The 12,674-nt window shown below is 70.1% G+C and carries 9 protein-coding genes and 1 pseudogene; 6 read left to right on the forward strand and 4 right to left on the reverse strand.

Features of this window, described 5'->3' with window-relative positions:
* Positions 1 to 7: 7 nt before the first annotated feature.
* The 4 genes and pseudogenes from OG219_RS00530 to OG219_RS00545 all read left to right on the forward strand — a co-directional run.
* On the forward strand, positions 8 to 2,791 hold the full coding sequence (locus tag OG219_RS00530) for a glycoside hydrolase family 38 C-terminal domain-containing protein (protein ID WP_266821684.1): 2,784 nt from the start codon (positions 8 to 10) through the stop codon (positions 2,789 to 2,791).
* Complete coding sequence (locus OG219_RS00535) at positions 2,788 to 3,033, forward strand: hypothetical protein (RefSeq protein WP_266821686.1); 246 nt, start codon at positions 2,788 to 2,790, stop codon at positions 3,031 to 3,033. The genes OG219_RS00530 and OG219_RS00535 overlap by 4 nt, the downstream gene beginning before the upstream one ends.
* 140 nt (positions 3,034 to 3,173) lie before the next feature.
* On the forward strand, positions 3,174 to 6,161 hold the full coding sequence (locus OG219_RS00540; protein ID WP_266821688.1) for a glycoside hydrolase family 2 TIM barrel-domain containing protein: 2,988 nt from the start codon (positions 3,174 to 3,176) through the stop codon (positions 6,159 to 6,161).
* Positions 6,162 to 7,059: 898 nt separating this feature from the next.
* Positions 7,060 to 7,464 (forward strand): annotated as a pseudogene (locus OG219_RS00545) (carbohydrate binding domain-containing protein); the annotation flags it as partial.
* Positions 7,465 to 7,479: 15 nt separating this feature from the next.
* On the opposite strand, the gene OG219_RS48220 reads toward OG219_RS00545, so the two are convergent.
* Both OG219_RS48220 and OG219_RS00550 read right to left on the reverse strand, forming a co-directional pair.
* Entirely contained in the window at positions 7,480 to 7,911 is a 432-nt protein-coding gene (locus OG219_RS48220; RefSeq protein ID WP_353962403.1) for a transposase family protein, read from the reverse strand.
* Between the two features lie 226 nt (positions 7,912 to 8,137).
* Positions 8,138 to 8,719 carry an HD domain-containing protein gene (locus OG219_RS00550; RefSeq protein WP_266821690.1) on the reverse strand — a complete coding sequence of 194 codons (582 nt, stop codon included), beginning with the start codon at positions 8,717 to 8,719 and terminating at the stop codon, positions 8,138 to 8,140.
* A 71-nt stretch (positions 8,720 to 8,790) separates the two neighbouring features.
* Here OG219_RS00550 and OG219_RS00555 point away from each other — a divergent pair, with 71 nt between their 5' ends.
* A complete protein-coding gene (locus OG219_RS00555; RefSeq protein ID WP_266821692.1) occupies positions 8,791 to 9,771 on the forward strand; it encodes a GlxA family transcriptional regulator in 981 nt (326 codons plus the stop codon).
* A gap of 568 nt (positions 9,772 to 10,339) precedes the next feature.
* Here the strand turns inward: OG219_RS00555 and OG219_RS00560 are convergent.
* Both OG219_RS00560 and OG219_RS00565 read right to left on the reverse strand, forming a co-directional pair.
* Entirely contained in the window at positions 10,340 to 10,972 is a 633-nt protein-coding gene (locus OG219_RS00560; protein WP_266821694.1) for a GlxA family transcriptional regulator, read from the reverse strand.
* Complete coding sequence (locus OG219_RS00565; RefSeq protein WP_266821696.1) at positions 10,930 to 11,313, reverse strand: hypothetical protein; 384 nt, start codon at positions 11,311 to 11,313, stop codon at positions 10,930 to 10,932. The genes OG219_RS00560 and OG219_RS00565 overlap by 43 nt, the downstream gene beginning before the upstream one ends.
* 511 nt (positions 11,314 to 11,824) lie before the next feature.
* On the opposite strand from OG219_RS00565, the gene OG219_RS00570 reads away from it, so the two are divergent.
* The gene (locus tag OG219_RS00570; RefSeq protein ID WP_266821698.1) at positions 11,825 to 12,667 is read left to right on the forward strand and encodes a patatin-like phospholipase family protein; all 843 of its coding nucleotides are present in this window, start codon (positions 11,825 to 11,827) and stop codon (positions 12,665 to 12,667) included.
* The last annotated feature ends 7 nt before the right edge of the window (positions 12,668 to 12,674 follow it).

Raw genomic sequence — 12,674 nt, forward strand, 5'->3', positions numbered from 1 at the left:
CCCCGCCATGCCCAACTCCGCAGTATTCGTCCCCCACTTCCACTGGGACCGGGAGTGGTACGAGCCCTTCCAGGTCTTCCGGCACCGACTCGTGACCGCCCTCGACACCGTGCTGGAGACGGCCGAGTCGAACCCCGACTTCCGGTTCACCGTCGACGGTCAGATGGCCGCGGTCGAGGACTACCTGGAGATGCGTCCGGAGAACCGCGAGCGGGTCATGGCCCTGGTCCGCGAGGGCCGGCTCGCGATCGGCCCGTGGCTGATCCTGCTCGACGAGTTCCTGTGTTCCGGCGAGACCATCGTGCGCAATCTCCAGATGGGGTGGGCGGCGGCGGAGCGGCTCGGCGGCGCGATGCCCATCGGCTATCTGCCGGACATGTTCGGCCACGTCGCGCAGATGCCGCAGATCCTGGCACGCGCCGGGATCGAGCACGCGGCGCTGTGGCGCGGGGTGCCCGGCTCGGTCGAGGGACACGCCTTCCGCTGGCGCGCCCCGGACGGCTCCGAGGTGCGCACCGAGTTCCTCTTCGACGGCTACGACAACGGCCTGGACGTCCTCCTGGTGCCGGACCAGATCGGCCGCGCGCTCGGCGAGTACGCGGAGATGACCGCCGAGCGGTGGGGCAGCGATCCGGTGCTGGCCATGGCGGGTACCGACCACAACGCGCCCGACCCCCAGCTGGCGGCCTGGCTGCGCAAGGCGTCCGGCGCGGAGCTGCCGATCACCGTCGCCACGCTCGACGAGTACATCCGGGGGCATGTGCGCGACGAGGTGACCTCCGTCGTCACCGGTGAGCTGCGCAGCCATGTGCGGGGCAACATCCTGCCGGGCGTGCTGTCCGTGCGGCTCGGGCTCAAGCAGCGGATGGCCGTCGCGGAGCGCACCGTCGACCACGCAGAGCGCGTGAACGCGCTCTGGTCGCGACGCGACGACTCCGCGTTCCTCTCCCTCGCCTGGCACAAGATCATCGAGTCCACCGCGCACGACTCGGTGGTCGGTTCCGGCACCGACGAGACCTGCGACCAGGTCGGGGCGCGGCTCGCCGAAGCCGCGCAGACCGCCCGTGCCGTGCGGGACGCGGCGCTCGCCGAACCCGCCGCCCGGGTGCCGAGCGACGCCTACCTGGTGGCCAACCCGCTGCCGTCGCCGCGCACGGCGCTGGTCGAGGTGGACGTCCTGGCCCCGGCTGCCGGGACCACGCTCGTCGCCACCGGCGCCGACGGGTCGGCGCATCCCGTGCAGCTGATCTCCGAGGACCCGACCGTGCTCAGCGACGAGCGCATGGACGCCTCGCAGCTCGAACGCGTACTGCGCCGTATCCACCGTCGGGAGCTGTTCGGACTGCTGATCGACCGTTACGAACTCATGCCGGGCTCACTGGTGTTCCATCTCGCCGAGGTGCCCACCGACGGGCCGTTCGACCTGCTGATCCTGCGTCGCGAGGTCGCCGCCGCGGCTGCCGCGCATCCGGGCGAGTGGCAGGTGCGGACGCTGGCCGAAGCACGGGCGACCGCGCTGGTGCCGGTGCACGTGCCCGCCGCCGGGCTGAGTGCTGTCCGGGTCTCGGCGGCCGACGGGAACACCGCCCCGGCGCCACGGCTCACACCGGCCACGGCCACCGTGACGCCGTCGGCCGACGCTCTGTCGAACGGCCTGGTCGAGGTGGTGGTGGCCGACGACGGCACCCTGGTCGTGACCGGAGCGGACGGCACCGTCCTGTCGGGGGTGGGCCGCCTGGTCGACGGCGGTGACCGCGGCGACAGCTACAACTACGCTCCCCCGGCCCGGGACCTGCTGGTGTCGGAGCCGACCCAGATCACCGTCGAGCTCGTCGAGAACGGGCCTCTGCGGTCCCGGCTGCGCGTCACCCGCGTCTACGAGTGGCCCGAAGCCCTCGCCGCCGACCGTGACATGCGCGGCGAAACCACCGTCCCGACGCCGGTGGAGATGCTGGTGGAGCTGCGCACGGGCGAGCCGTTCGTGCGGATCTCGACCGCCTTCCTCAACCGGTCCGCCGACCACCGGCTGCGCCTCCATGTGCCGCTGCCCCGGCCCGTGACCACGTCCGCCTCCGCCGGCCAGTTCGCCGTCACCGAGCGTGGACTCACGGCGGAGGGCGGCTGGGGCGAGTACCCGCTCCCGACCTTCCCGGCGAGCACCTTCGTGTCGGCGGGGCCCGCCACCGTCCTCCTCGACCACTCCAGCGAGTACGAACTCGTCGACGGCGGCTCGGCGCTGGCCCTCACGCTGCTGCGCGCGATCGGCTCGATCAGCGTCAACATCCACCCCCTGCGCGACGAGCCCGCGGCGAGCGAGATCCCCGCCCCGGGTGCACAGGACCTCGGTATGCGCATCGAGAACCGGCTCGCCGTCCTGCCCTCGGCCACCGGCTGGCAGGCCGCGGACGCGGTCGCCCTCGCCGAGGAGTTCCGCAACGACGTGCTCGTCACGCGGGGTACCGCACCCGCCGGGGGCACCCTGCCGGCCGACGTGAGCGGCGTACGGGTCGACGGCCAGGACGTGTTCGTCTCCAGCATCCGCCGGGTCCCCGCCGACGGGGACGGCCACGGAGCCGGGGACTGCATCGAGGTCCGGCTCGCCGCCCTGAGCGACACCGGATCGACCGCCCGTCTGACGGGTGATTTCACCGAGGCCACCACGGTCGACCTGCTCGGCCGACCGCTCTCCAACACGCCGGCGCAGGACGGCCTCGAACTCGCCCTCGCGCCCTGGGAGATCCGCACGGTCGTGCTGAGGCAGCACCCCACGGCCCCCACGAGCCGACCGTGACCGTCACCTGGTCCCGCGGCGGATCGCACGAACCGGACGCGACCGACACACGGTCCCGCCGCGGGCCGTACGAGCCGAGCCACGGGCCGGACGAGCCGGGCGCGACCAACACCGCTTCCCGCCGGCAGTCGTACGAACAGGACACGTCCGGCGCGGGCACCCGGCACGGGCCGTACGAACCGGCCGTGACCGACACCTCTACCCGCCGACAGCCGTACGCATCGACCGCGGCCTGTCCCTAGGCCCGCCACCGGCAACACACACCGGCCACGACCGACCCCCACACCCGCCGCCAGCCGTGCGAACCGGCCGTCACCAACCTCCACTGCCGGCACGGCACGGGCGACGTCCACCGAGCCCCCACGAAGAAAGACGTGACCTCTTGCTCTCCGAGCTCTCCGCATATGTTTCGGACCCGGCACCGGGGCACGGCGCCCTGCGCCCTGCGCGCTCGTGGCTGCACTCCGACGCCCCTTCCCTCTCCCTCAACGGGCCTTGGCGCTTCCGGCTGTCCCCCACGGCGTCGGTCGCGGCGGACTTCGTGGCCGACGACTTCTCCGACGACGACTGGGGGACCCTGGCGGTGCCCGCGCACTGGGTGCTGGAGGGGGACGGCGCCTACGGCAGGCCCATCTACACCAACATCCAGTTCCCGTTCCCGATCGATCCGCCCCATGTCCCGGACGAGAACCCCACGGGCGACTACCGCCGCCACTTCGACCTTCCGGACGGCTGGTCGGGCGCCGAGCGGATCGTGCTGCGGTTCGACGGGGTCGAGTCGCTCTTCACCGTGTGGGTCAACGGCGTGGAGTCCGGGGGCGCCAGCGGCAGCCGGCTCGCCCACGAGTTCGATGTGACGGACGCGGTGCGTCCGGGTGACAACGTCGTCGCGGTGCGGGTGCACCAGTGGTCCGCGGCCAGTTATGTCGAGGACCAGGACCAGTGGTGGCTGCCGGGGATCTTCCGCGACGTCACCCTTCTCGCCCGGCCGGCCGGGGGCATCGAGGACGTCTGGCTCAGGACCGGTTACGCCGCCGGGCAGGGCCGGATCGACCCGGAGGTCACCGCCGACGCGTCGGCCTTCCCTGTCACCCTGCGGATCCCCGAGCTCGGCGTCGAGCGGGTATGGGCGACGGCGGCCGAGGTGGACCCGCTGGACGTGCCCGGGGTGGAGCCCTGGTCGGCGGAGGAGCCGCGCCTGTACGAGGCCACGGTCTCCTCGGCGGCGGAGAGCATCGCCCTGCGGGTGGGTTTCCGCACGGTCGAGATCCGCGGCGACCAGTTCCTGGTCAACGGCCGCCGGGTGGTCTTCCACGGGGTGAACCGTCACGAGGCGCACCCCGAGCGCGGCCGGGTCTTCGACGAACGGCATGCGCGCGAGGACCTCGCCCGGATGAAGCGGTTCAACGTGAACGCCATCCGCACCAGCCACTACCCTCCGCACCCACGGCTCCTCGACCTCGCCGACGAACTCGGGTTCTGGGTCGTCATGGAGTGCGACCTGGAGACGCACGGCTTCGACAAGGTCGGCTGGGTCGGCAACCCGAGCGACGACCCGGCGTGGCGCCCGGCCTACCTCGACCGCATCCAGCGGACCGTCGAGCGGGACAAGAACCATCCCAGCGTCGTCATCTGGTCGCTCGGCAACGAGGCGGGCACCGGCAGCAACCTCGCCGCGATGTCGGCATGGGTCCACGCCCGGGACGCCGAACGGCCCGTGCACTACGAGGGTGACCACACGGGCGAGTACACGGACGTCTACTCACTCATGTACCCGACGGTCCCGGAGACCGAGCGGGTCGGCACCGACGACGCATCGTCCACGCTCCTGGACTGCACCCCCGCGCAGAGCGCCCGCCAGCGCGGCAAGCCGTTCCTGCTGTGCGAGTACGCCCATGCGATGGGCAACGGGCCGGGCGCGTTCGACCAGTACGAGGCGCTCGTGCACGAGTATCCGCGGCTGCACGGCGGCTTCGTCTGGGAGTGGCGGGACCACGGTCTCCTGGCGACGGCCCCGGACGGAACGCCGTACTACGCCTACGGCGGCGACTTCGGCGAGGTCGTGCACGACAGCAACTTCGTGATGGACGGCATGCTGTTGAGCGACGACGTCCCCACGCCCAGCCTCCACGAGTTCAAGGCGGTCGTGCAGCCGCTCCGCTTCGCGTTCGACGGCGAGAAGGCCGCGATCACGAACCTGCGGCACTCGGCCGACACGTCGGATCTGCGGTTCCGCTGGCGGGTCGAGCACGACGGAGTGACCGTGGACTCGGGCGAGTTGGACGTCCCCGTGGTCGCGGCGGGCGAGTCGGGCCGGGTGACGCTCCCCCGGGTCACGGTCTCCCCGGACGCCGAGACCTGGCTCACGATCGACGCGGTGCTGGCGACCGACACCGCCTGGGCGGCGCAGGGGCATGTCGTGGCGACCGCCCAGTACGACCTCTCGGTCCGGCACCCGGTCCCCCGCGCCCGTCCGCGCACCGACTGGCGGCCCGGCGACGGCACCCTCACCCTCGGGGTCGCCGAGTTCGCCGGCGGGTCGCTCACCCGTCTCGCCGGTCGCGCCGTGACCGGACCGCGTTTGGAGCTGTTCCGGGCCCCGACCGACAACGACGAGAGCCCGGGAGACCGCCTCGAAGGCAGCGACGACAGTGTCGCCGGGGTGTCCAGCGCCGACCTGTGGCGCCGGGACGGCCTGGACCGGCTCACCGCGCGGCGGATCGGCGTGGAGCACGCGACGGACGCCCTGCGCACCGTCGACAAGGTCTCCGCCGCGGACTCCGCCCTGTCCGTGACGGTGGAGACCATCTGGTCTGTCGAGGGGGACGAACTCGAACTGCGCGTCGAGATCGAACCGTCGAGCGGCTGGCGGACGGTGTGGCCGAGGATCGGTGTGCACTTCGGCCTGCCCGACGGCACGGCTCCCGTCGACGGTGCCGAGTGGTTCGGGCTGGGCCCGCTCGAGTCCTACCCCGACAGTCTCCACGCGGCACGCACGGGACTCTTCGCCGCCCCGATCGGCGATCTCTCGGTCGACTACGCGCGCCCCCAGGAGACCGGGCACCGCTCCCAGCTGCGGCACCTGACGCTGACCAGCGGCGAGGAGCGGGTGGTGCGTATCACCGCCCTGCCCGACACCCAGGGCCGGCGTCCCGGCTTCACCCTCGGCCGCCACACCTCTCAGCAGATCGCCGAGGCCCGACACCCCTTCGAGCTCCCCGGCTCGACGACCAGTCACCTGATCATCGACGCGGCCCAGCACGGCCTCGGCTCCCGCGCCTGCGGCCCCGACGTATGGCCGGAGTTCGCGCTACGCCCGGAGGCGCGCACGATCAGGCTCCGGATAACGGGAGGCCGAACGACGACGTGAGGCACGCCGGGTCGGCGGCCGGGCTCCAGGTGCGGGACAGCGGGTGATCGCGGATGGGCGAGCGCGGGGGCCCGTGCCGGCCTGCCGGACAGCGTGAAAGTGGGCGTGCAGGTCGCGCTGCCGCGGTCCCAGATCCGCACCCTGCCGTAGTTGTCGCCGGGAGCGAGCCACGTGCCGTCCGGCGCGATCGCTGGCAAGCCCACCGAGCCGGTGAGGGTGGCCGTGCCGGGGAGGATCTGGGACTGGGCTTCCGGCACGGTCTCGTCGTGGCCTCCGGTGGTGGCGAGCCAGGTGCGGTCGAGAACTTCGGACCGGCCCCGCGTCAACTCCCGGTCGACATGCGGCTGTCCCCGACCTCAGAGGCGTCCCGCGTAGCTTCCCCAGGTGCGGCGCCGGCTGAACCTGGGGAACGAGCGTTGCGTATCAATTCCAGAGGGACAGCTCAGGTCTCTACCACGGGACGGAAGGAGAGCACGTGCCCACACCGCCCGCGTCCGACTCACCGGACGACCGTCTCGCGCTGGAGCCCATCCGCGTGCAGCGCCCACGCCGCACCGACGCGCTGGCCCAGCTACTCGAAGAGATACGCCAGGACAAGGACTACCGCGGCCATGAGACCGTGGCCGCACCCGTCCCACACACCCGGACCGGCGGCAAGACGGAGGAACTCCCCGCACCCCACGGCGCCGCCCGCCCTCCGCGTCCCGTACGTCACCCGCGCCTCGGGCCCGGACAGCGCCGCGCGGCCATGGTGATCGCGGTCGTCGCGGCGGCCGTCGTCGGCTTCGGCTGCTCCCTCCTGGTCCCCAGCCGTACCGACGCCGCCCCGGCCGCCCCGGCCGCACCCTCGGCGAGCGCGTCGGCCGCCCCCACGTCTGCCGCCCCGGGCGCGGTCGGGGCCGCCGACGTCCTCACCAACCCCGGCTTCGAGTCGGGCAGTCTCTCTCCGTGGAGCTGCACCGGCAACCCGGGCTCGATCGTCTTCTCCCCCGTCCACGGCGGCTCCAAGGCCCTCCAGGGGACGGTGAGTTCGAGCGACACCGCGCAGTGCAACCAGACCGTCGCGGTACGGCCGAACACCACCTACTCACTCAGCGGCTGGGTCCGCGGCTCCAACGTCTACCTGGGCGTGAACGGCGGTGCCTCCACCTGGACCACTTCCCCCTCCAGTTACAGCCCACTGACCGTCTCCTTCACTACAGACGCCTCCCAGACCAGCGCGACGATCTACGTACACGGCTGGTACGCACAGGGCACCTACTACGCCGATGACATCAGCATGGACGGTCCGGGTGGCGGTGGCACGTAGAGCCTGCCGTCAAGTGATCTTGCATGTTGGATCATGGTCGAAGCGCAGATCACGTTCGGCCTCCCGGGCAGCCCGGCGACGCTCCGACGACACGACGTTGCGCGCCTGTACCACACCGAGACCGGCCCTCCCGGAGCCGTTGTTTGTTATCGAGCCCTCGAGCATGGCGCCCACTGACCTGTCCCGCCTGCAGTTGCCGCCGCGCAACCGACGGACCTCTAACTCGATCACCACAGGACTGCCGCCGACTGCGTTGTCCGCGAGCAGGCGTACGTATCGGCTGTGCATCCGGGACAACGCCGTCCCGCAGACAGGACACCCGGCCTGTCGCGCCGATGCGCGAGCCCGCACGACCACCAACTCGCCGTCGGCCACCACGCTTTCGATCAGTACACCGTCGACCTGGTGGAACCACAGGTCTTGGAGAAGTAAGTCACTCACGGCCGTTCATGATCGCGGTTGTGGTGACCCCCGGGGCTCTGGCACTGAAAGTGATCCAGAACCACTTTTCAGAGGCCACCGACAGCCAGCGAATGGCAGACACGTACCCACAGCCCTCAACATGCTCAATGGCGTCGCCGCCGGGCCGTCGACTCCGGTCACGACCGATCGAAGCGCCCCGCACTCGGCCGACTCATGTGTACCGCCGGACTGCCTCTGACTCTCGTCAGCCGCCGGTTTGCCTGAGCAGGTCAGCCGCGATGGAGAAGGGCGGCGCCGCATTCGGAGACTTTCGGGCGTGCTTGATGATGGCCAGCTGGAGCGAGCGGTCACTGGGCGACCGCGGGTAGGCGAGACGCACGGGCTCCTGCAGCTCGGGGGAAAGGTCGGCGAAGCGGCCCCCGTCGGTGAAGACGCCCTTGTGGGTCAGGTAGGTCAGCAGGCCCATGCGGTCGGCGAGGCCGAGCGAACTGTGCAGGGCGATGGCTTCCCAGACCCGGCCGATGTCGCCGTCAGGGACCCCGTGCTCAGCCAGCAGCTTTGCGGCGAGGTCCGCGCCTTCGACCTCGAATCGGGCATTGCCCTCGGCAAGCGTCCCCAGCCCGAGGTCGTGCATCACCGTGGCTGCGAACAGCAGGCCCTCGTCGTATGCCGCATCGGTGAGCAGGCCTTCTTGCTGAGCAGTCAGCCGTGCGAAGTAGAAACTGCGCAGGCTGTGTTCGGCAATCTGCTTGTCCACCGTCTCGTGCAGGATCGCGAGGGCTGCGTCGGCGATGTCGCCAGTCGGTACAACCAGAGGATCGTTCATGATCCGAACCTAAGCTGCCGCCGCCTTCCACCAACAGTGGCCCGAGGGCCTTCCTCCGCTACAATTGGGCCATGATCGCCAGTGATACGGCTGTGCCCCTGCGCCACCACGTTGTCGTACTGAGCCTGCCCGGCGTGCTGCCGCTCGAGCTGGGCATCGCGGCGCAGATCTTCTCGATGGACCCGAACTACGAACTGACGGTTGCGACGTATGAGCAGGTCGTGCCCGTTGCCCGCTCAGGGTTCTCCGTCACCGGTGCAGCCGGCCTTGATGCGCTCGAAGAAGCAGACACGGTTATCGTCCCGGGATACGACGACATTGACGCCGTCGTCCCGAGCGCAGCCCTGGCCGCTCTCCGCGCGGCGCACGACCGCGGCGCACGAATCGTGTCCATCTGCTCCGGAGCGTTCGCCTTGGCGGAAGCAGGTCTACTCGACGGAAGGCCCGCCACGACCCATTGGCAGGTGTCTGACCAGCTTCAAAGGCTCTACCCAAGCATCGAGGTCCAGCCGAACCGCATGTTCGTCGACGACGGCGACATCCTCACGTCGGCAGGCGTGACCGCCGGAATCGACCTGTGCCTCCACCTCATCCGGATTGATCACGGAGCCGCCGCCTCGAACGCCAGGGCGCGGCTCCTGGTGGCGCCGCCCCAACGACCCGGTGGCCAGGCGCAATACATTGACCAGCTCCGCAGCCGGCCGAGCAGCCAGGAACTCGCCACCGTCCGGGACTGGATGCTCGACAACATGGCAGCAACGATTACCGTCGACGATCTCGCCGCACGTGCCCACATGGCTCGGCGCACCTTGGTCCGCCGCTTTCGCAACGAGACCGGGACCTCACCCATGGCATGGCTGACCGACGCACGCATCGACCGCGCGCGCGAACTACTGGAAACAACCACTGAGCCCATCGAGCGGATCGGGCGACTGACAGGACTCGGGAACCCGGCGTCTGTGCGCGCGGCATTCCACAGACGTGTCGGGACCTCGCCCCAGGATTACCGCGCTCTGTTCCGGCAGAAGGCGCGAGCGGACGTGGCCGCCTGAGCGCGAGAGGTTCCTGACATATTTCCCGGGTCAGCAGCAGTTCGTGTCCTGAGCCGACAGTTGTCGTAGTCCCGCTACGGGGGATGACTGAGGCAGCGGTCTGGGCTGCTGATCGGAGTCGGTGTTCGCTCGAATGGCGGACAGGTTTGTCCGGTCCGATCTGCGGTGGCGGCGTCAACGGCCACTCAGTTCTCCGCCGGAGACGGCCAGTAAACCTCCGCTGGCGGCAGCGGAACTTCCCCAACCGCGACCAGACGGCTCCCCGCTGTTGAAGCGTCCGCCTCGACCGACTGCGAGTTGATCCCCCGGCTGTCGCCTCCGCATCCCGCTCCAGCCGCTCGCGGACCAGGCAGCGCACCCGGCCCCGCTCCGGCAGCAGCAGCCGGATGGCCGCCCACTCCCCATCCGTCATGTCCGTCGGCGGCCCGGCCGCCGTACCGCCCCACACCCGAGAGTGAGAACGCATCGAACGACTTCGGATCCACTCGGCACACGGGCGAACCTCGGCCGTCCGATCCACTAGTCGGAGCGAACACGCTATGAATTCCCTGCCAGTTGGAGATGCGGCTCAGGTGAATCGCTCGCGGTACTCAAGCGGCAAGATCTGCAACACCCGCAGAAAGGCGTGGCGCAAGGTAGTTTCCGTGCCGAAGCCGGCCCGCCGTGCGATTGCCTCGGGGGTATCGGTCGTCTCGGTCAGCAGACGGGACGCAAACGCCACCCGGGCCTGCTCTACGTACTCCCTGACCGACATGCCGACCTGTGCGCGGAACAGCCGGGAGAGATGCCGTTCGGAGAGGCCGGCGTGCCGGGACAGCGTACGCACGGTCAGATCACCCGCCGGGTGGTCGAGGATCAGACGCTGCGTCTCCCGCAGTGCCGCGCTCTGCGCCTCCCGCGCTCGCAGCTCGGCGAACTGGGCCTGTCCACCCGGCCCGTTGACGTAGGTGAGGAGGTGGCGGGCGATGCGCTGGGAGGTCTCGCGGTCCCGGTCCTCCTCCACCAGCGCGAGCCCCAATTCGATGCCACAGGCGACGCCGCCCGCCGTCGTGACGGGGCCGTCCCGGACCACGGTGTCGCGTGCGTCGACCTTCACGTCCGGGTGTCGGGCAGCCAGTTCCTCGGCGTACTGCCAGTGCGTGGCGATCTTACGGCCGTTTAAGAGTCCGGTACCAGCGAGGAGGAAAGCTCCGGTGCACACCGCCGCGGAACGCCGCGCCCGTTTCGCGAGGGCAGCGACGGCGCGGCGGTCTCGGGGCTGACGTCCGGCACGCCGTCCACGCCCGGCACGATCAGCGTGTCCACGTCGGCCATGTCGGTGAGAGTCCTGTCCGGTACGAAGGTGAGAGTCCTGTCCGGTACGAAGAGAAGCCCGCTGGAGGAACGGACGGGGCCGCCAGCGTAGGAGGCCGTCAGGACTTCGTAACGGAAGTCCTCGCTGCTCGCGCGCGCGAGGACTTCCGTAGGGCCTGAAACCGTCAGGCTCTGGACCTCGAAAAGCGGGACCACCACGACGTGCCGACCTTCATGGATATGTGTCATCGTGCTCGTTCCTGATTGAGGTGCTGCCTGAGTGGCAGGACCTGGAGCCCTCGTGCGAATGGCCTCAGTCAGCGTTCAGGACGACGGGCGACCTCGCCGCTACGAACAGGTCCATCAGGGTCGCCGGGCGCGGGCCACGCGGTAGTGGACCGTGCCGATCAGGCCTGGCGGCTACCAATGAGTCGGATGCAGCCACCGTTCAGCTCCCGTCGAGCCGAGCGAATTTGAAGCATCGGTAGGGGCAGGTACGCACGTCTCCGCCAAAGCAGCAGGGTTGTCCAAGGCGGTCGAAGCTCAGGGATACGGTCCTCTGCTTCACAATGACGGCGGTCGAACTTGCTGGCGACGACTCGAAGCAACGCGAGGCTGTCAGCGCTAACCCGCATCAGGAACCGGACCGCCTTGTTGGGCATCCGCCAGTTGTGGCGAACTCTGCCCTCGGGAATATCGCTGCCCACCTGGGACCTTGCAGTGACATCGCATCGGAATCCAGTGGTTGTGGGGGATAAAAGTGAAGAACGAATGCGCTCTGGTCATAGGCGGCGGTGGAGTGGCTGGTATCGCCTGGGCGACGGGTGTGCTCGCTGGTCTCGCGGACGCTGGGGTCGATGTCACCGACGCGGACTTTCTGTTCGGCACCTCGGCTGGGTCGGTAGTGGCTGCACAGATCACCAGCAGCGTAGAGCTGTCGGTGCTTTTCCAGGCCCAAGTCGACCCCGCGCTCCAGCGGGAGGAGCGGACGCCACGGGAAGGCGCGCTCGCGGAGGCCTTCGAGTTCGGTGCGAAGGTGGAAGCCGAGGTCGTGGACCCAGTGGAACGCCTGCGCCGGATGGGCGAGATGGCACTGGCCGCCGAGACCGTGACCGAGGCCGAGCGACGCACCGTCATCGAGACTCGGCTGCCGTCCCACAGCTGGCCGGAGCACAATCTGTCCGTAGTCGCCGTGAACGCCGCCACCGGTGAGACCCGGATCTTCGACCGTACCTCCGGCGTCGGCCTGGTGGACGCCGTGACCGCGAGTTGCGCCATCCCAGGTGTCTGGCCTGCCGCCACAGTCGGCGACGCCCGCTACATCGACGGCGGCGTCCGTTCCTTCACCAACCTCGATCTCGCAGCAGGCTATGCCCGCACCCTCGTCATCGCTCCGATGCCCGACCCGGTGCTCGACGCCGACACCGCCTCGCTCGCCGAACGCGGCTCCCTCATCGAGGTCATCACCCCCGACGAGGCCGCTCTCGCGGCCTTCGGCACCGACCCGCTGTCCCCCGCCAGCAGGACCCCTGCGGGCCACGCCGGTTTCACCCAGGGCCAGGCGGCCGCACAGGCAGTCGCCGCACTGTGGAACAAGGCCTAGTACGCGG

Source organism: Streptomyces sp. NBC_00038, from assembly GCF_026343635.1.
Classification (GTDB): Bacteria; Actinomycetota; Actinomycetes; order Streptomycetales; family Streptomycetaceae; genus Streptomyces.